Genomic DNA, 21,970 nt, shown 5'->3' on the forward strand with positions numbered 1-21,970 from the left:
TATGAGCCCGGACGCCGGGCGCGCGATGTCCGTGGAGACGCACGGCCGCTCCGGGCGCTTTCGCGGCGTTCCGGCGGCAGGATAGTCGGGCGCCTCGCTTGCATCGGAGGGGGATTTGCGACACATAACCGGGCGCGCCGGGCCCGTTCAGGCCCGCGGACGGGAGCGGAACCATGGCGGCGGACGGCGGACTGGACCTGGCGGCGGAGCCGACGCTCGAGCGCGACGTCCGCGAGACCTTCGGCATCGACGTGGACCTCAAGGTCAAGGGCTTCGCCGAGCCCACCGACCGGGTGCCGGACATCGACACGACCTACCGCTTCGACCGCGACACCACGCTCGCCATCCTCGCCGGCTTCGCCCACAACCGCCGGGTGATGATCCAGGGCTACCACGGCACCGGCAAGTCCACCCATATCGAGCAGGTCGCCGCCCGGCTGAACTGGCCCTGCGTGCGGGTGAACCTCGACAGCCACATCAGCCGCATCGACCTGATCGGCAAGGACGCCATCCGCATCAAGGACGGCGTGCAGGTGACCGAGTTCCAGGAGGGCATCCTGCCCTGGGCGCTGCGCAACCCCGTCGCCATCTGCTTCGACGAGTACGACGCCGGCCGGCCGGACGTGATGTTCGTCATCCAGCGGGTGCTCGAGGTCGACGGCAAGCTGACGCTCCTCGACCAGAACAAGGTGATCCGCCCGCACCCCTATTTCCGGCTGTTCTCGACCGCGAACACCGTGGGCCTCGGCGACACGACCGGCCTCTACCACGGCACCCAGCAGATCAACCAGGGCCAGATGGACCGCTGGTCGATGGTGGTGACGCTGAACTACCTCGCCCACGATTCCGAGGCGGAGATCGTGCTGGCGAAGTACCCGTCCTACGACACGCCCGAGGGCCGCAAGACGGTGAGCCGCATGGTCACCGTCGCCGACCTGACGCGGGCGGCGTTCATGAACGGCGACCTCTCGACGGTGATGAGCCCGCGCACCGTGCTCGCCTGGGCGGAGAACGCGCGGATCTTCGGCGACGTGGGCTTCGGCTTCCGGCTGACCTTCCTCAACAAGTGCGACGAGCTGGAGCGGCAGACGGTGGCGGAGTTCTACCAGCGCTGCTTCGACAAGGAGCTGCCGGAGAGCGCGGTGAGCGTCAGCCTCGGCTGACCCGCCGCCCCCGGTTGCCTTGCGATCGCCGCGGCCTAGGTCGCGGCTCGGGGCGCGTCGCCCGTTCGGCTGGAGGGAAAGGCCATGGGACTCTGGGATTTCGTCAAGAGCGCCGGCAAGGCGCTGGGGATCGGCGAGGCCGAGGCCGCGGAGACGCCGCCTTCGCCGGAGGCCCTGAAGAAGGAGGTCGACGACCTCGGGCTGAAGGCCGAGGGGCTCGACGTCACGGTCGAGGGCGACACGGTCACCGTCTCCGGCAAGGCGGCGAGCGCCGAGGAGCGCGAGAAGGTCATCCTCGCCGTGGGCAACGTCGCCGGCGTCGCCAAGGTGCAGGACGCCCTCGAGACGCCGGAGCCGGCGCCGGAGCCGGTGTTCCACACGGTGGCGAAGGGCGACACGCTGTGGAAGATCTCGGAGCGGACGCTCGGGAGCGGGGCGCGCTACAAGGAGATCTTCGAGGCGAACCGGCCGATGCTGTCGGACCCGGACAAGATCTATCCCGGGCAGGTGCTGCGCATTCCGGCGAAGTAGCGGCTCCCGGAGGCGTCGTGGCGGCGGTCCGGCCGGCGGTCGCGGGGGACATGCCGGCGATCCGCGGCCTGATGGCCGGGGAGCGGGTCAATCCGACCGGGATCGACTGGCGGAACTTCCTGATCGCGGAGGCGGCCGACGGCGTCGTCGGGATCGTGCAGCTGCGCCCCGCAGGGCCGGGCGCGGTGGAGATCGGCTCGCTGGTGGTGCGGGCCGGGCTGCGCGGGGGCGGGCTGGGGCGGCGGCTGGTCGACGCGGCGGTGGCGGCGACGGGCGGGCGGCGGGCGTTCGTGGTGACCGCGGCGGCGCGGGCGCCGTTCTTCGCGGCTTGGGGCTTCCGGCCGGTCCCGGCCCGGTCGGCGCCCTGGTCGGTGCGGCGGAACTGGCTGCTCGGTCAGGCCGGCAGCCTCGTCGCGCTGGCGCACGGGACGCGGCCGCGGCGGCTCGCGGTGCTGGAGCGGCCGGGGAAGTAGGCGCCTCGGGGGGGCGTCCCGCCACCGGCCCGGCGCAGCTGGTTGCGGCCTGGCCCGGCGACATCTCGACGGAGCATCGGCGGGATCGCGGCGTGCTCCGGCGTCCGGGCCGGCGACAGAACTGCCCGGGCCGGCGCCGACGCCGCGCCCGCGGCGGCTGCCGATGCCGCCGCCGCGGCCTGAGGCGGGCGGCGGCTTGCGCGGGCGGGCGGGATCGGTCAGATGGCCGGCATGGTCGCGCGGGGGATACGTCGCCTGGTCGGGAGGTTCTGGCGGGCGTTGCGGCTCGCCGCGCTCGTCTTCGTGGCGACGGCGGTGGGGATGACGCTGGTCTATCGCTTCGTGCCGCCCCCGGTGACCTGGCTGATGATCGGGGAATGGCTGCGGCTGGGCGCGATCGAGCGGGACTGGACGCCGCTCTCCGGCATGGCCGACGTCGTGCCGCTGAGCGCCGCGGCGGCGGAGGACGCGAATTTCTGCCGGCACTGGGGCTTCGACATCGACGGCATCCGCGCGGCGATGGCGGACCCCGACCGGCTGCGCGGCGGGTCGTCGATCAGCCAGCAGGTGGCGAAGAACGTGTTCCTGTGGCCGGACCGGACCTGGCTGCGCAAGGGGCTGGAGGCCGGGTTCACCTTGCTGATCGAGGCGCTGTGGCCGAAGCGGCGGATCATGGAGGTCTACCTCAACGTCGCCGAGTTCGGCGAGGGGGTGTTCGGGGTCGAGGCGGCGGCGCGGCATTACTGGGGGATCGGGGCGGCGGAGCTCGGGCCGCAGCGGGCGGCCCGGCTGATGGCGGTGCTGCCCGATCCGAAGCGGCGCTCGCCGGTGTCCGGGACCAGCTTCATCTCGCGCCGCGGCCGCGCCATCCAGGCCGGGGCGGAGACGATCCGCCAGGACGGGCGGGCGGCCTGCTTCCTGTAGCGCGGGCGTCGCCGCTCGCGATCCCGGATCCGGCAGGCGGGCGAGCGTCGTGGCGTGTTCACGCGTGAATATTCGCCAAGTCATTGATTTCCGGGTTAACGAAAGGTTGCCGGAAGGCGCTGACGCAGCGCGACCGTGGAGACGAAGCCGGGCGGGAAGCGAATCGCGACGGCGAAGCGAGGCGGATTCGACCCGTGGCAAATCCGTCCGCGATCGCCCCTGCGGGGCGAGCGCGATTCCGCGCTCGCCCCGCAGGGGCGATCGCGGACGGATGGCGCGCTCCCGCAGAAATCTGCGCCCTGACGGCCTCTGCGCCAACGCGCTCCAGCCGTCGGCGCGGCGAAAGCCGGGCTTTCGCTCGTCGCGCCGTGACCTCGCGGGCAGGGCCCGCTTCGGTCGGTCGGCGGCCCGTGGATCCGGCAGCCGGGCAGGCGTCGTCCCGTGCGGCCAGCCGGCAGGCTGCTCGGCAGCGGAAAGGCGGCGGAGCCTGATCCGCCTCGACGGCGTGTTGACGGCGTTGCGCGCCCGCGGTGGTTGTGGCTATCGTCAAATCGCTTTGGCCAGACCGCATGTGATGAAACTCAAGGAGCTGTCGAGGCTGCTCAACCTGTCCGCGACGACGGTGAGCCGCGCCCTGAACGGCTATCCGGAGGTCAAAGAGGAGACCCGCGCCCGCGTGCTGGCCGCGGCGCGCCGGCACGGCTATGCGCCGAACCAGATGGCGCGGCGGCTCGCCACCGGGCGGGCGATGGCGATCGGCCATGTGGTGCCGCTGGCGCAGCGCCACGTCATCAACCCGATCTTCGCCGAGTTCGTCCACGGGGCGGGCGAGACCTACGCCGCGCGCGGCTACGACATGCTGGTGCCGATCGTCCCCGAGGATCGCGAGGCCGAGGTCTACGAGGCGCTGGCGCGGCACCACAAGGTCGACGGGGTGATCGTCCACGGGCCGCTCCCGCACGAGCCGCGGATCGACCTGTTGCAGCGGCTCGGCCTGCCCTTCCTGCTGCACGGCCGCGACGACCGGCCGGAGGACGCCTATCCTTGGCTCGACATCAACAACCGCCGCGCCTTCCACGCCGCGACGGAGCTGTTGCTCGACCTCGGGCATCGGCGGATCGCGCTGCTGAACGGCCCGGGGACGCAGAACTTCGCGCGGCGCCGGCGGCGCGGCTACGAGGAGGCGCTGGCGTCGCGCGGCGTGACGCCGGACCCGCGGCTGATCCGCGCCAGCGAGATGACGGAGCTCTATGGCCACGCCGCCGCGCGCGAGCTGCTGGGCGGGCCGGAGCCGCCGACCGCCTTCCTCGTCTCGGCGACCGCCATCGCCTTCGGCGTGCTGCGCGCGGCGCGCGAGCTGCGGCTGGAGCCGGGGCGCGACGTCTCGATCGTCACCCATGACGACGAGCTCGCCTATCTCGCCAACAGCGGCGACCCGCCGCTCTTCACCGCCACCACCTCGTCAATCCGCGCCGCCGGGCGCCGCGCCGCGGAGATGCTGCTCGCGCTGATCGACGACCCGGCCGGCGCGCCCCGGCAGGAGCTCTGGGAGGTGGAGCTGACCCTGGGCCAGTCCACCGGCCCCGTGCCGCCGGGGCGCTGACGCGGAGGCGCGGACCGGCGGCGCGCCCGGAATTGCCGGCGGCGTCCGGCGTGCGGGGGACGGGGACGCACGGGGGCGCCGACGCCGTGGCAGGTCGGGGCGTTCCGGCCGCTGCCGGCGCTCGGGCGTCGCCGCGGCCCGGTCCCGGGGATCCATCCCTGCGGCGCCGGCTCGCGTCCCGGCGGCGTCGCCGCCGCCGCGCCGGGATGCAACGCCGCGGAGACGATCTGCGCCGACCTCGGCATCGGCTTTCCCGGGCGGCCGATGCGCGCCGGCCGAGGGCCGCCGACCCTCGGCCGCGCCGGCCTTCGGGTTGATCCCCGGGACCGATGGGGGGATAACGGGGCGTCGAGCAAAAGACGAAAAGGCCGCAAGAATGCGCCGTCTCTACCACCAGACCCTGTCGCCGTTCTGCCGCAAGATCCGCCTCGTCCTCGCCGAGAAGGGGATCGAGGTCGAGCTGCGCGAGGAGAAGCCCTGGGAGCGGCGGATGGACTTCCTGCGGCTGAACCCGGCGGGCCAGGTGCCGGTGCTGCAGATGGACGACCTGACGCTCGCCGATTCGGGGGCGATCTTCGAGTTTCTCGAGGAGACCCAGCCCGACCCGCCGCTGCTGCCGAAGGACCCGGCGGCGCGGGCCGAGGCGCGGCGGCTGGCGGCGTGGTTCGACGACAAGTTCCAGCGCGAGGTGACGGCGAACCTGCTCTACGAGCGGGTGAACAAGAAGCTCGCCAAGTCCGGCTATCCGGAGAGCGAGCGGATCAAGGCGGGGCTGAAGAACATCCGCTACCACCTCGACTACATCGGCTGGCTGATGGACCATCGCCGCTGGCTGGCCGGCAACCAGATGACCATCGCCGACTTCGCCGCGGCGGCGCATCTGTCCTGCCTCGACTATGTCGGCGACGTCGACTGGTCGCGGAACGCCGGCGTGCAGGACTGGTACGCGAAGATCAAGTCGCGGCCCGCGTTCCGGTCGATTCTCGCGGACCTGGTGCCGGGCTTCACCCCGCCGGCGCATTACGCCGACCTCGACTTCTGATCCCCCGCGCCGGGCCCGGTCCTCGGGGGCGCCGAGCCCCCTCGGCCCGACGCGCGGTTCGCGCGTGAAGGGGGCTCGGGTTCACCAGGGAACGAAGCCCCCCGGGCCCGTTCCCCGGAGCCGCCATCGCGCCGACGATGCCTGGGGCGCCCGGGTCCGAGTCGTCAAGGACGCCGGCGGCGCCGGCGCCCGCGCCGGTAAATCCTTGACGACTCGGACCCGGGCGCCCCTTTCAGGCATCTGCGCGACGGTGGCTCCGGGGAACGGGCCCTGCCGGGGGCGCCTGGGGGAGAGGGCGGTGGACGGCGGCGATCTCGCCCGGCGGATCAAGGAGCGGGCGCGGGCGGAGGGGTTCGCGGCGGCGGGGGTCTGCGCGCCGGGGGCGATCCCGGAGGCGGCGGGGCGGCTGACGGCGTTTCTCGAGGCCGGGCTGCACGGGCGCATGGGCTGGCTCGCCGAGCGGGCGGGCTGGCGGGGCGACCCGGCGGCTTTGTGGCCGGCGGCGCGGTCGGTGGTGATGCTGGCGGAGGTCTACACGCCGGCGGAGGACCCGCTGGCGGCGCTGGAGCGGCGGGACCGGGGGGCGATCAGCGTCTATGCCCGCGGCGCCGACTACCACGACGTGGCGAAGCGGCGGCTGAAGCGGCTGGGGCGGTGGCTGGTCGCGGAGACCGGGGCGGAGATCAAGGTCTTCGTCGACACCGCGCCGGTGATGGAGAAGCCGCTGGCGCAGGCGGCGGGGATCGGCTGGCAGGGCAAGCACACCAACCTGCTGTCGCGCGAGCTCGGCAACTGGTTCTTCCTCGGGGCGATCTTCACCACGCTGGCGCTGCCGGCGGATCCGCCGGAGCGGGAGCGGTGCGGGTCGTGCCGGGCCTGTCTCGACGTCTGCCCCACGGGCGCGTTTCCCGCGCCGTTCCGGCTCGATGCGCGGCGCTGCATCTCGTACCTGACGATCGAGCATGACGGGCCGGTGGACGAGGCGCTGCGCGGGAAGCTCGGCAACCGCATCTATGGCTGCGACGATTGTCTCGCGGTCTGTCCGTGGAACAAGTTCGCTCAAGTCGCGTCGGAGATCGGCTACGCGGCGCGGGCGGAGCTGGCCGCGCCGCGGCTCGCCGATCTCGCGGCGCTCGACGACGCGGGGTTCCGGGCGGTGTTCTCCGGGTCGCCGATCAAGCGGATCGGGCGGAACCGCTTCGTGCGGAACGTGCTCTATGCGATCGGCAATTCGGGAGATCCGGAGTTGTTGCCCGCGGCGGAGCGGTTGCGGGGGGACGCGGACCCGGTGGTGCGGGACGCGGCGGAGTGGGCGGCGGCGCGGCTATGCAAGGCGCGTGGTCACACGCGTGATATTCAGAGCAAGCCTCTGTAAAAGAACTAGAATTTTGGAGGCGTCAACCCTTCCTTCATGAAGGTTGACGCCTCTTTCAGCCATCCGCGGCGAGGTTGCGGCGGGCGGCGGTGGCGAGCGGGTGGTCGGGGTGGACCGCGATCAGGCGGAGCCAGAGCGCCTCGGCCGTGTCCGGGTCCCCCGTCGCCGCGGCGGCGGCGGCCGCCTCGAAGAGCGCCTCGGGCAGGTCGGGGGCGAGGGCCAGCGCCGCGTCGGCCTCGGCGCGGGCGGCCGCCGGGTCGCCGCCGAGCCGCAGCGCCGCGGCGCGCAGCGCCTTCGCCCCGGCGTCGCCGGGCTCGGCGGCGGCGAGGGTCGCGGCGGCGGCGGCGTGGTCGCCCTCCGCCGCCTGGGCGCGGGCGCGCAGCACCAGCCGCGACTCGGTGCGCGGCGGCGCGACGCGGTCGAGGTTGTCGAGGATGGCGAGCGCGAGGTCCGGCCGCCCGTCGGCGAGCCAGAGCCGCGCCGCGTGCTCGTAGATCGACACCCGCCGCTCCGGGGCGAGCAGGCGGCGCTTGTTCTCGGCGAGGTTCGTCAGGATCAGCGCCGCCGAGCCGTCGGCGCCCATCGCCTCCAGCGCCGCGGCCTCGCAGAGCTCGGCGTCGGCGCCGCCGCCGAGGCGCTTCCACAGCGAGGCCTGCTCGCGGGCCGCCTCGGGGCTCTCGGCGATCGCGGCCTCGCAGCCGGCGGCGTCGCGGATCTCGGCCGCCGCCGCGGGAGACGCGAGGAGGAGGGCGGCGAGGAAGGCTCTGTGCATCGCGGGCGCGATCCCCTAGACGGCCGGCGGAGGCGGCAGAGGAGACCCCCCGCGTGACCCGACCCGTGCTGCTGACGCTCGGCCATGGCTACTCGGCGGCGGCCTTGGCCGCAAGCCTCGGGCCGGGCTGGCGCCGGATCGGGACCGTGCGCACGGCCGAGCGCGCCGCGGCGCTGCGGGCCGGGGGCGTGGAGCCGGTCGACTGGGCCGACGCGGCGGCGCTGGAGGCGGCGGTCGCCGCGGCGAGCCATGTGCTGGTCTCGACGCCGCCCGGGGACGACGGCGACCCGGCGCTGGCGCGACTCGGACCGGCCCTGCGGACGCGGCGGCCGGAATGGGTGGGGTATCTGTCGACGACCGGGGTCTACGGCGACCGGCAGGGCGGCTGGGTCGACGAGGCGAGCCCGCTCGCGCCGGTCGGGACGCGCGGCCGCCGGCGCGTGGCGGCGGAGCAGGGCTGGGCGGCGACCGGGCTGCCGGTCGAGACCTTCCGGCTCGCCGGCATCTACGGGCCGGGGCGGAGCGCGCTCGACCGGCTGCGGACCGGGCGGGCGCAGCGGGTGGTCAAGCCCGGGCAGGTGTTCAGCCGCATCCATGTCGAGGACGTGGCGCAGGGGCTCAAGGCCTCGATGGCGCGGCCGCGGCCGGGCGCGGCCTGGAACCTCGCCGACGACGAGCCGGCCCCGCCGCAGGACGTCATCGCCTTCGCGGCCGGGCTGCTCGGGATCGAGCCGCCGCCCGAGGTGGCGTTCGAGGACGCCGGGCTCGGGCCGATGGCGCGGAGCTTCTGGGGCGAATCGAAGCGGGTCTGCAACCGCCGGCTGCGCACGGAGCTCGGGGTCGCGCTGCGCCATCCGGACTATCGCGCGGGCCTCCGGGCGATCCTCGCGGCCGGCGGGTGACGGGCGCCGACGCAACAGCCGACGGGAAATCCGCCGTTTCGCCTTTCTGCGCTGGTCATCCCCGGCGCAGGCGCCTAGACATTGGCCAAATCGGAGGAGCCGAAGCGCTCCGGGAACGTAGGCAGGGGCGCATGGCAGGGCCGCGCGGCGGCGCAGGGGTTCCGACGCTGATGCTCGCGGCGGCGATGGCCGTGGCAGGCGCCGCGGGCGGGCAGGAGCGCGGGCCGGTGGTCGACCGGCCGAGCGTCAACCTCTACGGCATGACCGGCCTCATCGACATGCCGAGCGCGCAGGACCAGCCGGACGCGCAGGTCACGCTCAGCTACAGCTATTTCGGCGAGACGCAGCGGCGGAACTTCACCTTCCAGATCCTGCCGCGGATCGCCGGCGCGGTGCGCTATTCGACGATCGACAACTGGGGTCAGACGAACGAGGGGAACGGCGTCTACAACCCCAACTACGACCTCTTCGACCGCAGCTTCGACGTGCAGTTCACGCTGTGGCGCGAGGGCGACTGGCGCTGGTGGACGCCCGACGTCGCGCTCGGCTTCCGCGACTTCCTCGGCACCGGCGTCTATTCGAGCGAGTACCTCGTCGCCTCCAAGACGGTGCCGACGGCGAAGGCGGGCGAGTTCGTGCTGACGCTCGGCCTCGGCTGGGGGCGGCTCAGCCGGGTGAACGGGATCACCAACCCGTTCTGCGAGATGGCCTCGTCGATGTGCGACCGCGACAACGACTTCGGCGAGGGCGGCAAGCTCAGCTGGGACACGTTCTTCGCCGGGCAGAACGTGGCGCTCTTCGGCGGCGCGGAGTGGCGGACGCCGATCGACGGGCTGACCTTCAAGATCGAGTACTCCTCCGACGACTACAAGCGCGAGCAGAAGAGCCCGGCGAACACCTTCCACCCCGAAAACCAGATCAACGTCGGGGCGGAATACACCATCCGCGAGGGCATCACCTTCGGCGCCTACTACATGTATGGCACGACGGTGGGCGTGAACCTGGCGCTGAGCGCCAACCCGAAGCGGCCGCTGGTGCCGCCAGACCTCGGGACCGGGCCGCTCCCCGTCAACCCGACGCCGGCCGACGCGCCGGAGGGCACGGGCTGGGCGCGCAATCCCGCCTCGATCGACAAGCTCGCCACCGCGCTGGCCGAGATCCTGAAGAACGAGGGGATGCAGCTCGAGGGCTTCTACGCCGATCCCGACGGGCGGGCGATCGAGGTCGCCATCGACAACCTGCGCTTCCAGCAGAACCCCAAGGCCGTCGGCCGCACGGCGCGGGTGCTCCAGGCGGGGATGCCCGCCTCGGTGCAGACCTTCCGCATTACGCCGATGGAGAACGGGCTCCGGACCACGACGATCACCATCGACCGGCGCGACTTCGAGCGCCAGGTCGACCGGCCGAACGCCGGCGAGGAGAGCTGGGAGAGCGCCGGGATCGCCGGCGCGACGCCCTCGCTGCCGGCCGGCGCGTGGTATCGCCCGGCCTATCCCGACTTCATCTGGAGCATCGTCCCGGCGCCGTTCCTGACGCTGCTGACGCCGGGCGATCCGATCCGCCTCGGGCTCAACATCGACTTCGAGACGCAGTTCATCCTGCGGCCGGGCCTGTCGATCACCGCGAACATCAGCCAGCCGGCGCTGAACATCCCGGACGACCCCGGCCCGTCCGAGTCGAAGCTGCACCCGGTGCGCAGCGACTCGCCGCGCTACTATTCGGATTACGTGCCGAAGCTGCCGCAGCTGAGCCTCGACTACCTCTTCAAGCTCAACGAGAACACCTATGCCCGCGCCTCGGCAGGCCTGCTCGAGCGCATGTTCGGCGGCGTCGGCGGCGAGATCCTGTGGAAGCCGGTCGACCAGAGCTGGGGCGTCGGCGCCGACATCAACTGGGTGGCGCAGCGCGACTTCGACGATCCGTTCGGCTTCGACTACTATGACTACAACGTGGTGACCGGGCACGCCTCGCTCTACTGGGACACCGGCTATTACGGGCTGGAGGCGCAGGTCGACGCCGGGCGCTACCTCGCGGGCGACTGGGGCGGCACGCTGACCGTGCAGCGGCGCTTCCCGAACGGCTGGGCGGTCGGCGGCTACTTCACGCTGACCGACGTCACCGAGTCGGACTTCGGCGAGGGCAGCTTCGACAAGGGCGTGTTCGTCGAGGTGCCGTTCCGCTGGACGGTGCCGTTCGAGACCCGCTCGAACAACTCGATCTCGCTCACCTCCGTGTCGCGCGACGGCGGCGCGCAGCTGCAGATCTCGAACGCGCTCTACCCGATCGTGCGCGACTTCGACCGCAACCGCCTCGGCCGCGCCTGGGGAGGGTTCTGGCAATGAGGCGGCTGCTCGCCCCGGCTTTGCTGGCGCTGGTCGCCGCCTGCTCGAACGGGCAGTTCAATCCGATCGTCGACGCCGCGGTGGACGAGATCCTGCCCGGCGAGCGCGCGCCGGAGCAGGCGAAGCCGAAGACCCCGGTCACCCGCGCCGCGCTCACCCGCGCCGACGTGGCGGCGATCCGGGTCGGCCTCCTGGACCACCCGAGCCGGACGCTGCTGTTCGCGGCGAGCGAGAACGGCGGCTATGTCACCTATTCCTCGGTGCTGCGGCAGAACTTCACGCTGAACGGCGCCTTCATCACCGGAGTGCGCGGGGTCGGCTGGGACCTGCTCTCGGCGGCGTCGAGCCGGCCCGATCCGCTGGTGAGCCCGATCCCGCCGGGGCGCTGGCCGGCCTCGGTGAAGCGGACCTACATCTTCCCGAACTTCACCCCGCAGGGGCGGGTCGAGGTCTACGACTGCCGCTTCGAGATGGGCGCCGTGCAGGAGATGGTCATCGTCGAGCAGCGCCACCGCGGCGTGCTGGTGACCGAGACCTGCACCGGCGACTACGGCAGCTTCGAGAACCTGCACTTCGCCGACGTGGGCTCCGGCCAGGTCTGGCGCAGCCTGCAATGGGTCGGGCCGCAGCAGGGGATCATCGACCTCGAGATCCTGGTGCCGTTCACCGGCCGCCGGAGCTGACGGCGCCCGGGCCTGCGGGCCGGGAAGCACAAGCCTGACCTGAGGCGTGCCGCGGAATCACCGCCGGATCCCTGCGCCCTTCTCCCGGGAAGCGAATCGCCCGCCCCGCGAATCGCGCGATCCGAGCGGGGTCGGCGGAACGAGAAAAGGCGGCGCCCGGCGCCGCCTTTCAGATCGCACCCTTGGGGCTTGCCGGCGCCCGTCACCGCGCGCCGGCATGGCCCGCCCGGGGGCGGGCCGTCCCGAAATCAGGAGTCGTCGTTCGAGATCGCGTAGGCGACCGCGGCGAGGCCGATCACCGGGATCAGCCAGACAGCGTTGAAGCCGCCGACCGGCTCCGGCTCGGCCACGACGATCTCCTCCTCGGCGGGCGCCTCGAAGACGAGGGCGCCAGCGAACGCCTGGCCGGCCAGCAGGAGAGCCGCCGCAGTGCTGACGATAAGCTTCATTCTTATTCCTCCTAAAGAGTGCGGGTCTGCGAAACTGCTAGCTCACCCGGACCTGCGAGCGGACAAGCTAATGTCCGGAGATTAGCCGTCATCCCACCGCGCGATCAATCTATGAAATCGGGGGGGTGGAGTAAATCCTGAATGTTGTCAAATGAGCAACACCGGCGTCCCCACGTCCACGCGGTCGTACACCTCGAGGATGTGCTCGTTGAAGAGGCCGATGCAGCCGTTCGAGCTCTGCCGCCCGATCTTGCGGATGTCGTTGGTGCCGTGGATGCGGTAGGCCCCCGGGAAGCCGAGGTTGAGCGCCCGCACGCCGAGCGGATTGTCCGGCCCGGGGCCGACGTAGCGCGGCAAATCGGGGTTGCGCGAGATCATCCCCTCGGTCGGCCGCCATTCGGGGTCGTGCCGCTTCAGCACCACCGTGGTGCGGCCGCGGCGGGTCATGTCGCCGGTCATCGGCACCGAGGTCGGGTAGATGCGATAGAAGCCGTCCGGCGCCCACAGATGCAGGACCCGGTCGTTGGTGTCGGCGAGAATCGCGCTGTTGTTGATGGAAGAGAAATAATCCTGCCAGTTGCGGCTGACCGAGCCCGACACGCGGCGCTGCAGCTTGGGCTTGTCGGCGCTGTCCGGCACGTACTGGTGCAGCGGATCGACGACGATCGTGTCGGTGAACACGCCCTCCTGGGCGAGCGCCGGTCCGCCGAAGGCGGCGCCGGCGGCCGCGCCGCCCGCGAGAAGCACGAAGCCGCGACGGTCCATGCTGAAAGGCTTCGACATGCCGCACTCCTCAGAAATGTCCGGATCGGGGGCGAAGACTAGTGAAAGCCGCCCCGCGCCGCAACTCACGCTTCGGTCAGCGAATCGCCGCCGGCTCTCCCCCCGATTGCGTTTGAACGGGCGTCGGAAACCGGCTAGTCCTCGCGCTCGTAACAGGTTTTTTCCCGGATCTCCATGCTCGCACGGATCGCTCTCGTCGCCCTCGCCCTCGCCGCCGCCTGCGCGCCGACTCAGCAGACGGGCGGAGTCCCCAGGCTCACCGCGGCCGACGCGGCCCCGATCCGCATCCGCCAGCTCGACGCCATCAACGCGGCGCGCGCGCAGGAGGGCCTCGCGCCGCTGCAGATCTCGGCCGAGCTCAACGCCGCCGCCGAGACCCATGCCCGCGACATGTCGGTGCAGAAGCGCGCCTGGCATTTCGGCTCGGACCTGACCAGCTGGCGCGAGCGCGGCTTCCGCGCCGGCTACCAGGGCGAGGTGCTCGGCGAGAACCTCTACGAGGGCGCCGACAGCGACCTGACCGTGCTGAAGTACTGGCTGGACGTGCCCGACACCCGGCGGGTGATCATGAACCCGGCGGGACGCGGCTTCGGCCTCGGCTGGCACCAGGACCCGGGCGGCAAGCTCTGGTGGGTGATGCTCGTCGGCTCCTGATACCGGACCCGTTCGCGTCGCCGGCATCGCGGCGCCCCTGCAAATTTCCCCGCGCGATTTGGCGAGTGACAAATCGCGCCGCGCCTGCCCGCCCGGGGCAGGCGCGCCGCGATTGCTGGTTCCGGGGCATCTGGATCCCGCTCGGACTTCGCTTCGGCGAAGTCCGACGGACCGGGCGAACGTCCACTGGACGTTCGCCCGGTCCGGGGACATAGACCCGGCGCACGCGGGGCGTGCGCGGGAAATCGGCCGAAGCGACGTCACGGGCGGGCCGAAGGCAAGGCGCGCCGCAACGCCGGCCGGCCAGGCTTCAGGCGAGGATGGTGATCGGCGTCCCGAGCGGCGTCATCGCCCAGATCTCCTCGATCTCCTCGTTGGCGACGGCGATGCAGCCGGCGGTCCAGTCCTTCTTGCCCTTGGCGGCGCGAATCTCGCGCGGGCGCATCGGCTGGCCGTGGATGAAGATGTCGCCGCCGGGGCTGCGCCCGAGCGCCCGGGCGCGGGCGACGTCATCGGCGTTCGGATAGCTGATGCCGATGCTGAGGAAATACTCGCTGCGCGGGTTGCGCCGGTCGATCCAGTAGAGGCCCTCGGGGGTGCGGCCGTCGCCGGAGGCGGTCTTCTTGCCCTCGGGCGTGAAGCCGAGCGCAATGCGGAACCGCTTCACCACCTCGCCCTTCTCGCGCAGCTCCAGCACCCGCAGCGACTTCGAGACCACGATGTGGTCGGTGCGCGGCGCGACCGGCAGCGCGAAGGCCCGCGCGATCGCCGGCGTCGCGAGGCCCATGGCCCCGACTGCCATGCCCAGCGCCATGCGGCGACTCAGTCGGGCCTTCGTCCCTGTTCCAAGCTCGTTCATCTGCCTGCCCACGTCTTCTGCCGGGTCCCTGCGGACCTCATCGTTAAAGCCTGATATCTTTACGGATAGTTCAGACGCAAGCGCTTGCGGCAAGCGGAATCTCGCCGCCCCCCACGCTCAGGCGGCGGATCCCGCCCCGGCTGTGGCGCGACGGACGCGCTCCGAGGCGCTCTTGAGCTGGCCGCAGGCGGCCATGATGTCCTCGCCGCGGGGGGTGCGCACCGGCGAGGCGTAGCCGGCGCGGTTGACGATTCGGCCGAAAGCCTCGATGCGGTCGGGGTCCGACCGCTCGTAGGGCGCGCCCGGCCAGGGGTTGAACGGGATCAGGTTGATCTTCGCCGGGATGCCGGCGATCAGCTTCACCAGCCGCCGCGCGTCGGCGTCCGAATCGTTGACGCCCTTCAGCATGACGTACTCGAAGGTGATCCGCTCGGCGTTCGACAGCCGCGGATAGGCGCGGCAGGCGTCGAGCAGCGCGGCGATGTTCCACTTCCTGTTGATCGGCACCAGCGTGTCGCGCACCGCGTCGGTGGTGGCGTGGAACGAGATGGCCAGCAGGCAGCCGATCTCCTCGCCGACGCGGGCGATCTCCGGCACGACGCCCGAGGTGGAGAGCGTGATGCGCCGGCGCGACAGCGCCAGCCCGGCGCCGTCCATGGCGATCCGCATCGCGTCGCGCACCGAATCGAAGTTGTAGAGCGGCTCGCCCATGCCCATCAGCACGACGTTGGAGACGAGGCGCTTCTCGACCGGCGTGCGGCCCCAGTCGCCGAGATCGTCGCGGGCGACGAGGATCTGCGCGACGATCTCCTCGGCGGTCAGGTTGCGCACCAGCCGCTGGGTGCCGGTATGGCAGAAGGTGCAGGTCAGCGTGCAGCCGATCTGGCTCGACACGCAGAGCGTGCCGCGATCGGTCTCGGGGATGTAGACGGTCTCGATCTCGCCGCCGCCGGCGACGCGGATGAGGTACTTGCGGGTGCCGTCCGCCGAGACCTGCCGGGCGACGACCTCCGGGCGGGCGAGGGTGAACCGCTCGGCGAGGCGGGCGCGCAGGTCGCGGCCGAGGTTCGACATCGCCTCGAAGTCGCGGACGCCGCGCTGGTAGATCCAGGCCCAGACCTGCCCGGCGCGCATCGCCGCCTGCTCCGGGGCGACGCCCGCCTCGACGAGCGCCGCGGCCAGCGCCGGGCGGGCGAGACCGATCAGCGACCGCGGACCCTCGACCGCCGGCGCGCGGCGCGGCAAGGCGAGGGCTTCGGGGACGATCGGGGCGGCCTGCATGCGTGCGAATCCGGGCGGCTGCGCCGGTCGCGGCGCGCCTTCCACATAATCCCGCAAGGCCCGCGGCGCCAGTCCGCGCGCGCCGGGCTCAGCAGCCGTGGCCTACTTGCAGCGGCCGTCCGCCTCGTTGATCGCGGCGGTGAAGCCCGCGAGCGAGAACGTGTCGACCGTCGTCGTGCCGCGCGAGGAGACCCCGGTGACCACCGCCGTCGAGCCGCGGCGCATCGCGCCGACGAGGCCGCTGTCGTCCTCGGCCGAGGGCCAGGCCCAGCCGCTGGCGTCGCCCGGGCCCGGGGTCAGGTTGAAGGTCTCGGAGCCGATCTTCACCTGCACCGGCGTGCCGGCGCGGAAGGGATAGCCGCCGGTGAAGCTCACCTCGTTCTTCACGCCCTCGCCGGGGTTGAAGCGCACGAAGAGGCGGATGTCGCCGCGGTTCACCTCGACGTTCTGCCCGTCGCGCTTGGCGGAGCTGCCGGTCGGCTGGGAGACGATGTAGCATTCCTTCGGCGCGCCCGTCTGGAACACCGTCCAGTCGTTATGGGCGGCGACGCGTTCGGCGGCCGCCTGCGCGAGCGCCGGGGAAGCGATGAGCGCGGCGAAAGTGAAGGCGAAGGCTTTCCACGTCACGGGGGGCATGGGTCTGAACTCCTGCTCGTTCACTACCAGACTCGCCCGCTGGCGACAGGGCATTGCCGACCCCGCCAGGCCTCGGGCTTGTTGTTGTCTTGAGGCCGACCACAATCTAGCGCGTCCCGGCCTCCGGTTTCCAGTCCCGAATGCAGGGAAGCGCGCAGGTATTTGACATGAACCCCGAGGAGCGGCGAAGTTGCGGGCGCGGCCCGCGCGGCGGAGGAGGCGAGGCTCATGGCGGATGCGGCTCCCCTCTTCGAGCTCTGGCGCGGCGACCTGCCGGAATCGCGCCACCGCGGCCACGCGGTCGTCGCCACCGCAAGCGGCGAGATCGTCGCCGCCTGGGGCGATCCCGGCGCGATCGTCTACCCCCGCTCGTCCTGCAAGATGCTCCAGGCCCTGCCCCTCCTCGAGAGCGGCGCCGGGGCGGGCCTCTCCACCGAGCGACTGGCGCTCGCCTGCGCCTCGCACGAGGGCGCGGCGATCCACGTCACCCGCGTCGCCGCCTGGCTCGGCGAGATGGGCCTCACTGAGGCCGACCTGCGCTGCGGCCCGCAGGTCCCGAGCGACGCGGACGAGCGCCGGCGGCTGCGCGAGGCGGGCCTCGCGACCGACCAGCTCCACAACAACTGCTCCGGCAAGCACGCGGGCTTCCTGACGCTGGGCCGCCGCCTCGGCGGGGGCGCGGAATACGTCGAGCTCGACCACCCGGTGCAGCGCGCCGTCCGCGACGCCTTCGAGGCGATGACCGGCGCGCCCAGCCCCGGCTGGGGGATCGACGGCTGCTCCGCCCCGAACTTCGCCTGCGCCATCGCCGGGCTCGCCGTCGCGATGGCGCGGATGGGCGACCCCGCCGGCCTCGGCGCGACCCGGGCCGGCGCGGCGCGGGCGCTCGTCGACGCGATGCGCGCCCATCCCGACCTCGTCGCCGGCGAGGGCCGCGCCTGCACCGAGCTGATGCGCGCCACCGGCGGCCGGGTCGCGGTCAAGACCGGGGCCGAGGGCGTCTTCACCGCGATCCTGCCCGAGCGCGGCCTCGGCGTGGCGCTCAAGGTCGAGGACGGCGCAACCCGCGCCTCGGAATCCGCCATCGCCGCCATTCTCGTCCGCCTCGGCGCGCTCGACCCCGCCGACCCCGCCGCGCGGCGCCGCCTCTCCCCGCCAGTCGAGAGCCGCCGCGGCCGCGTCGCCGGCCATGCCCGACCCGCCCCGGCGCTCTGGGAGGACGGCCGCCCGATCTGACGGCTGTCCCACCGGAATCCCGCCGTCCCGGCTGCTTGCCGCAGCCCCGATTCGGGCGTATCTAGCCCGCCATGATCCCCGTCTTCGACATGGACGACCACGCCCGCCTGCCCTGGCGGTTCTTCGGCCGGGCGGCGGGGCTATGCGCGCTCGGCTGACCGTCCCGCCGCGCCGCCCTTCGCTCCAGTCGCCGCCATCCCCCGGGAGAGCTCCATGTCCGCCCCCCACGCCCCCAAGACCCTCTACGACAAGATCTGGGACGCCCATCTCGTCAACGAGGCGCCCGACGGCACCTGCCTGCTCTACATCGACCGCCACCTCGTCCACGAGGTGACCAGCCCCCAGGCCTTCGAGGGCCTGCGCATGGCCGGCCGCAAGCCCCGCGCGCCGGAGAAGACCGTGGCCGTCCCCGACCACAACGTCCCCACCTCGCTCGACCGCGCCCGCGGCATCGACGACGAGGAGAGCCGCGTCCAGGTCGAGACCCTGAAGAAGAACGCGACCGACTTCGGCATCGAGTATTACGGCGTCGAGGATGTCCGCCAGGGCATCGTCCACATCATCGGCCCGGAGCAGGGCTGGACCCAGCCCGGCATGACCATCGTCTGCGGCGACAGCCACACCGCGACCCACGGCGCCTTCGGCGCGCTCGCCCACGGCATCGGCACCTCGGAGGTCGAGCACGTGCTCGCCACCCAGACGCTGATCCAGCGGAAAGCGCGGAACATGAAGGTCGAGGTCCGGGGCGCCCTCGGCCCCGGCGTGACCGCCAAGGACGTCACCCTCTCGATCATCGGCGAGACCGGCACGGCGGGCGGCACCGGCCATGTCATCGAGTACATGGGCGAGGCGATCCGGGGGCTCTCGATGGAGGGCCGCATGACCGTCTGCAACATGGCGATCGAGGGCGGCGCCCGCGCCGGGCTGATCGCCCCGGACGAGACGACCTTCGCCTACGTCAAGGGCCGGCCCAAGGCGCCGAAGGGCGGAGCCTGGGAGATGGCCGAGGCCTCGTGGCGGCGGCTCTTCAGCGACGAGGGGGCGCACTACGACAAGGTGGTGATCCTCGACGCCGCCGCGATCGCGCCGGTCGTCACCTGGGGCACCTCGCCCGAGGACGTGCTGCCGATCACCGGCGTGGTGCCGGCGCCGGAGGACTTCGAGGGCGGCAAGATCGACGCCGCCCGCCGCTCGCTCGAGTACATGGGCCTCACCCCGGGCACCCGGCTCCAGGACATCGCCATCGACACCGTCTTCATCGGCTCCTGCACCAATGGCCGGATCGAGGACCTGCGCGAGGTGGCGAAGGTGATGGAGGGCCGCCGCGTCAAGGACGGCATCCGGGCGATGATCGTCCCGGGCTCCGGCCTCGTGCGCGCCCAGGCCGAGGAGGAGGGCATCGCGCAGAAGCTGATCGAGGCCGGCTTCGACTGGCGCATGGCCGGCTGCTCGATGTGCCTCGGCATGAACCCCGACCAGCTCGCCCCGGGCGAGCGCTGCGCCTCGACCTCGAACCGCAACTTCGAGGGGCGGCAGGGGCGCGGCGGCCGCACGCACCTGCTCTCCCCCGCCATGGCCGCGGCGGCGGCGATCACCGGCCGGCTGACGGACGTGCGCGAGCTGATGTGAGGCCGGGGCCAGCGGCAAGGCCGGTTCCGCGACGACGCTCGCCGGGAGACATGCGCAGGTCTCCCGGCTCGACGCGGAGCGGCCGGGGCGGGGACGGCGGAACCTCGAAGTGAGTCGAACGGCGCCGCGAAATTCTGGCGGATGGCCGTGGCGTCCCTGCCCCCGTCCTTCGTCTCCGCCGCCCGGGAGCCGTCCATGGCGATCCTCCGTCCCCTCGCCCGTCAAGGGCGAAGGCGGGGATTCGTTCCGCCCGGGACGGGCAGGCGCAGAGGCTCAGGCGCGGCGGCGGGCGGTGACGAGGCGGTAGGGGACGAGCGTCACCGAGGCCATGGCGAGCTTCACGCCGAAATCCGCGGCGGCGAGGCTGATCCAGAGCGGCAGGACCGGACCCCGCCCGAGGAGGGCGATCGGCTCGTTCGCCCAGCCGACGTCGACGCCGGGGGCGAGCACGACGAGCGCGCCGGAGAAGGCGATGGTGAAGAAGAGCGCGGTGTCGAGCAGGCTGCCGAGCAGGCTCGCCACGAAGGGCGCCCGCCACCAGTTGCCGCGGCGCAGCCGGTTGAACACCGTCACGTCGAAGAGCTGCGCGGCGAGGAAGGCGGTCGCCGAGGCGACGGCGACGCGGATCGTCACCAGCGGGCCGAACGGCCCGTCGATCTGCGTGCCTATGAAGCTGCAAGCGAGGCCGACGACGAAGCCCGCATAGACGACGCGCCGCGCCGCCGCCGGCCCGTGCAGCCGGTTGGTCACGTCGGTGACGAGGAAGGCGAGCGGATAGGTGAAGGCCCCCCAGGTCAGCCACTGGCCGAACAGGAACTGCACGAGGATGTTCGAGGCGACGACGATCGCCGCCATGGCGAGGATCGGGGGCAGGAGGGCGGCATGCTTCATCGGACGCTCGCGACGCTGGCGGGACGCGGCCTGATAGGGCGCAGGCCCCGCGCGATCAAGTCGCAACCCGCCAGGGCTCAGGCCACCGGGCGCGTCGCCAGCATCGACGGCCGCGCGAGGAAGCGCGCGGCCCAGGCGTCGAGCGCCGGCCGGCCGCGCCGCCAGGCCCGGTCGTCGAGCCGCAGGTCGAGATAGCCGAGCGCGCAGCCGACGGCGATCTGGCCGAGGTCGAGCGGCCCGGCGAGATGCGACATCCAGCGCGCCTCGATGGCGTCGAGCGCCCGGGCGATCTTCGACCACTGGCCCTCGACCCAGAGGTCGCTGCGCGCCTCCTGCGGCCGGACCCGGCCCTCGTAGACCATGGCGAGCGCCGCCTCGGCGACGCCGTGGCCGGTCGCCTCCAGCGTCAGCGTCTCCCAGAGCCGCGGCGGCGGCGGGTAGAGCCGCCCACCGGCGAGGTCGTCGAGATAGCGGCAAATCACCCGGCTGTCGTAGAGCGCCGGGCCGTCGGGGCGCTCCAGCGTCGGGATCTTGCCGAGCGGGTTCTGCGCCACCGGGATCGTGCCCGGATCGAGCGGCGTGCCCTGCGCCGTCACGATCTCGGCCCGGTCGAGAAGCCCGGTCTCGTGCAGCGTCACCATCACCATGCGGGCGAAGGGCGAGGTCGGGCCCTGATGCAGCCGCAGCGCCATCACTCCACCCGCCGCATGCGGAAGCGGCCCAAAGCCGCCGCGTCGACCTCGACGCCCGGGCCCCCCGGCCGCAGCCGGAAGGTGCGGCGGAAGCGGCCGGCCCCGTGGACCGCCCGCTCCGCCTCGGCGCGGTGCGGCTCGGCGATCAGCCCCTCGGGCAGCTCGTCGAGCACCGCCTCGCGATGGGCGTGCTTCGGCTGCGACTTGCCCCGGGCCGTGTAGAACGCCACCGCGGCGACGGCCCCGATCCGGATCGCCGTCCAGGCGAGCGGAGCGAGGGGGATCGGTGCAGGCATCGGCGGAGCCTCCGTGAGCGCGCCGGCCCTTGAACCGACGCTCGATGATGGCAAGATAGGAAGGGAACACGCCCGGAGCAAATGCGATGACCGCCGAAGCCGTGCTCCTCGTTCTCGTCCTCGCCGCGACGGCGATCTCCGCCGGCATCGGGGCGCTGATCCTCGCCGCCTTCGGAACCGGGGGCTGGCTCCTGATCCTCGCCCTCGCGCTGGCCGCCGCCCTCGCCTTCCGCCTCGCCGCCCGCCGCCTCGCCGCCCACGCCGCCTGGTCCCGCGACGACCTCCTCGACGACTGGCGCGCCGGCTGAGCCGGCGAAGCCGCGGCGCCTCGCCTCTCCCCGAAGGTCCGTCCCGCCCCCGCCTGCGGGGAGCCTCGGCGCGCCCGCCGTCACGGCGAAGGCGCGGCGGGCAGGGCGTGCTGGCGCGCCCGCGGCAACAGGTGCGCCCGCGCGCCCCGAGCGACCGGCTGTCCCGCCATAGACCGAACGATATGACGCCGATAGCCGGCCGACCGAAGCGGGCCTGCCCGCGAGGCCCGGCGCGACAAGCGAAAGCATGGCTTTCGCCGCGCCGACGGCTGGAGCGCGGTTGCGCGCGGAAGCCGTGAGGGGTGAAGATTTCCCCGTCGCGCGCAATCCGGCCGTGAGCGCCCCGGCGAGCGCGGAATCGCGCTCGCCCCCCGAGGGGCGATCGCGGACGGATTTGCCACGGGTCAAATCCGTCTGGCGTCACCGTCGCGACCCATTCCTCCCGG

The 21,970-nt window shown here is 72.7% G+C and carries 23 protein-coding genes; 14 read left to right on the forward strand and 9 right to left on the reverse strand.

Annotation, left to right across the window (positions count from 1 at the left end; genetic code table 11):
* Positions 1 to 173: 173 nt before the first annotated feature.
* The 7 genes from cobS to queG all read left to right on the forward strand — a co-directional run bounded on the left by cobS (position 174) and on the right by queG (position 7,111).
* The gene (gene cobS, locus KBB57_RS03605; RefSeq protein WP_290746929.1) at positions 174 to 1,163 is read left to right on the forward strand and encodes a cobaltochelatase subunit CobS; all 990 of its coding nucleotides are present in this window, start codon (positions 174 to 176) and stop codon (positions 1,161 to 1,163) included.
* 84 nt (positions 1,164 to 1,247) lie between these two features.
* Positions 1,248 to 1,694, forward strand: a complete 447-nt coding sequence (gene lysM, locus KBB57_RS03610; protein ID WP_290746932.1) for a peptidoglycan-binding protein LysM — start codon at positions 1,248 to 1,250, stop codon at positions 1,692 to 1,694.
* 17 nt (positions 1,695 to 1,711) lie between these two features.
* Entirely contained in the window at positions 1,712 to 2,167 is a 456-nt protein-coding gene (locus KBB57_RS03615) for a GNAT family N-acetyltransferase (protein WP_290746935.1), read from the forward strand.
* Positions 2,168 to 2,389: 222 nt separating this feature from the next.
* A complete protein-coding gene (gene mtgA, locus KBB57_RS03620) occupies positions 2,390 to 3,091 on the forward strand; it encodes a monofunctional biosynthetic peptidoglycan transglycosylase (protein ID WP_290746937.1) in 702 nt (233 codons plus the stop codon).
* Positions 3,092 to 3,665: 574 nt separating this feature from the next.
* Positions 3,666 to 4,694, forward strand: a complete 1,029-nt coding sequence (locus KBB57_RS03625) for a substrate-binding domain-containing protein (RefSeq protein WP_290746941.1) — start codon at positions 3,666 to 3,668, stop codon at positions 4,692 to 4,694.
* Between the two features lie 376 nt (positions 4,695 to 5,070).
* A complete protein-coding gene (locus KBB57_RS03630; protein ID WP_290746945.1) occupies positions 5,071 to 5,736 on the forward strand; it encodes a glutathione S-transferase family protein in 666 nt (221 codons plus the stop codon).
* Between the two features lie 298 nt (positions 5,737 to 6,034).
* The gene (gene queG / locus KBB57_RS03635; protein WP_290746948.1) at positions 6,035 to 7,111 is read left to right on the forward strand and encodes a tRNA epoxyqueuosine(34) reductase QueG; all 1,077 of its coding nucleotides are present in this window, start codon (positions 6,035 to 6,037) and stop codon (positions 7,109 to 7,111) included.
* 55 nt (positions 7,112 to 7,166) lie between these two features.
* Here the strand turns inward: queG and KBB57_RS03640 are convergent, their stop codons facing one another.
* Complete coding sequence (locus tag KBB57_RS03640; protein WP_290746951.1) at positions 7,167 to 7,883, reverse strand: hypothetical protein; 717 nt, start codon at positions 7,881 to 7,883, stop codon at positions 7,167 to 7,169.
* A gap of 53 nt (positions 7,884 to 7,936) precedes the next feature.
* On the opposite strand from KBB57_RS03640, the gene KBB57_RS03645 reads away from it, so the two are divergent.
* The 3 genes from KBB57_RS03645 (at position 7,937) to KBB57_RS03655 (ending at position 11,810) form a co-directional block, all read left to right on the forward strand.
* On the forward strand, positions 7,937 to 8,785 hold the full coding sequence (locus tag KBB57_RS03645; RefSeq protein ID WP_290746954.1) for an SDR family oxidoreductase: 849 nt from the start codon (positions 7,937 to 7,939) through the stop codon (positions 8,783 to 8,785).
* Positions 8,786 to 8,916: 131 nt separating this feature from the next.
* On the forward strand, positions 8,917 to 11,127 hold the full coding sequence (locus KBB57_RS03650; protein ID WP_290746957.1) for a YjbH domain-containing protein: 2,211 nt from the start codon (positions 8,917 to 8,919) through the stop codon (positions 11,125 to 11,127).
* Positions 11,124 to 11,810: a YjbF family lipoprotein gene (locus KBB57_RS03655; RefSeq protein ID WP_290746960.1), complete on the forward strand. Its 687-nt coding sequence runs from the start codon at positions 11,124 to 11,126 to the stop codon at positions 11,808 to 11,810. Before KBB57_RS03650 ends, KBB57_RS03655 begins: the two co-directional genes overlap by 4 nt.
* 248 nt (positions 11,811 to 12,058) lie before the next feature.
* Here the strand turns inward: KBB57_RS03655 and KBB57_RS03660 are convergent, their stop codons facing one another.
* Together KBB57_RS03660 and KBB57_RS03665 are read right to left on the reverse strand one after the other, a co-directional pair.
* Positions 12,059 to 12,259, reverse strand: coding sequence for a hypothetical protein (locus KBB57_RS03660; RefSeq protein ID WP_290746963.1), 201 nt, complete (start codon positions 12,257 to 12,259; stop codon positions 12,059 to 12,061).
* Between the two features lie 147 nt (positions 12,260 to 12,406).
* Positions 12,407 to 13,042: a L,D-transpeptidase gene (locus tag KBB57_RS03665; RefSeq protein ID WP_290746966.1), complete on the reverse strand. Its 636-nt coding sequence runs from the start codon at positions 13,040 to 13,042 to the stop codon at positions 12,407 to 12,409.
* Positions 13,043 to 13,216: 174 nt separating this feature from the next.
* Here KBB57_RS03665 and KBB57_RS03670 point away from each other — a divergent pair, with 174 nt between their 5' ends.
* Positions 13,217 to 13,696, forward strand: coding sequence for a CAP domain-containing protein (locus tag KBB57_RS03670; RefSeq protein ID WP_290746969.1), 480 nt, complete (start codon positions 13,217 to 13,219; stop codon positions 13,694 to 13,696).
* 310 nt (positions 13,697 to 14,006) lie between these two features.
* Here the strand turns inward: KBB57_RS03670 and KBB57_RS03675 are convergent, their stop codons facing one another.
* From KBB57_RS03675 to KBB57_RS03685, 3 genes are all read right to left on the reverse strand, one after another.
* Positions 14,007 to 14,510 carry a L,D-transpeptidase family protein gene (locus KBB57_RS03675; RefSeq protein ID WP_290746972.1) on the reverse strand — a complete coding sequence of 168 codons (504 nt, stop codon included), beginning with the start codon at positions 14,508 to 14,510 and terminating at the stop codon, positions 14,007 to 14,009.
* Positions 14,511 to 14,672: 162 nt separating this feature from the next.
* Positions 14,673 to 15,836 (reverse strand): 23S rRNA (adenine(2503)-C(2))-methyltransferase RlmN, encoded by a 1,164-nt coding sequence (gene rlmN / locus KBB57_RS03680; RefSeq protein ID WP_290746974.1) that lies wholly within the window; start codon positions 15,834 to 15,836, stop codon positions 14,673 to 14,675.
* Positions 15,837 to 15,938: 102 nt separating this feature from the next.
* Entirely contained in the window at positions 15,939 to 16,472 is a 534-nt protein-coding gene (locus KBB57_RS03685) for an invasion associated locus B family protein (RefSeq protein WP_290746977.1), read from the reverse strand.
* A 228-nt stretch (positions 16,473 to 16,700) separates the two neighbouring features.
* Between KBB57_RS03685 and KBB57_RS03690 the strand changes: the two genes are divergently transcribed.
* Together KBB57_RS03690 and leuC are read left to right on the forward strand one after the other, a co-directional pair.
* Positions 16,701 to 17,708, forward strand: a complete 1,008-nt coding sequence (locus tag KBB57_RS03690; protein WP_290746980.1) for an asparaginase — start codon at positions 16,701 to 16,703, stop codon at positions 17,706 to 17,708.
* 213 nt (positions 17,709 to 17,921) lie between these two features.
* Positions 17,922 to 19,337 (forward strand): 3-isopropylmalate dehydratase large subunit, encoded by a 1,416-nt coding sequence (leuC, locus tag KBB57_RS03695; RefSeq protein WP_290746983.1) that lies wholly within the window; start codon positions 17,922 to 17,924, stop codon positions 19,335 to 19,337.
* A gap of 273 nt (positions 19,338 to 19,610) precedes the next feature.
* Here leuC and KBB57_RS03700 read toward each other — a convergent pair whose 3' ends face one another.
* The 3 genes from KBB57_RS03700 to KBB57_RS03710 form a co-directional block, all read right to left on the reverse strand.
* Positions 19,611 to 20,228, reverse strand: coding sequence for a queuosine precursor transporter (locus KBB57_RS03700; RefSeq protein ID WP_290746986.1), 618 nt, complete (start codon positions 20,226 to 20,228; stop codon positions 19,611 to 19,613).
* A gap of 77 nt (positions 20,229 to 20,305) precedes the next feature.
* Positions 20,306 to 20,914, reverse strand: a complete 609-nt coding sequence (locus KBB57_RS03705) for a glutathione S-transferase (protein ID WP_290747197.1) — start codon at positions 20,912 to 20,914, stop codon at positions 20,306 to 20,308.
* A gap of 5 nt (positions 20,915 to 20,919) precedes the next feature.
* On the reverse strand, positions 20,920 to 21,216 hold the full coding sequence (locus KBB57_RS03710; protein ID WP_290746989.1) for a hypothetical protein: 297 nt from the start codon (positions 21,214 to 21,216) through the stop codon (positions 20,920 to 20,922).
* A gap of 86 nt (positions 21,217 to 21,302) precedes the next feature.
* On the opposite strand from KBB57_RS03710, the gene KBB57_RS03715 reads away from it, so the two are divergent.
* Positions 21,303 to 21,524, forward strand: coding sequence for a hypothetical protein (locus tag KBB57_RS03715; protein ID WP_290746992.1), 222 nt, complete (start codon positions 21,303 to 21,305; stop codon positions 21,522 to 21,524).
* Positions 21,525 to 21,970: the final 446 nt, after the last annotated feature.

Source organism: Amaricoccus sp., assembly GCF_017993425.1.
Classification (GTDB): domain Bacteria; phylum Pseudomonadota; class Alphaproteobacteria; order Rhodobacterales; family Rhodobacteraceae; genus Amaricoccus.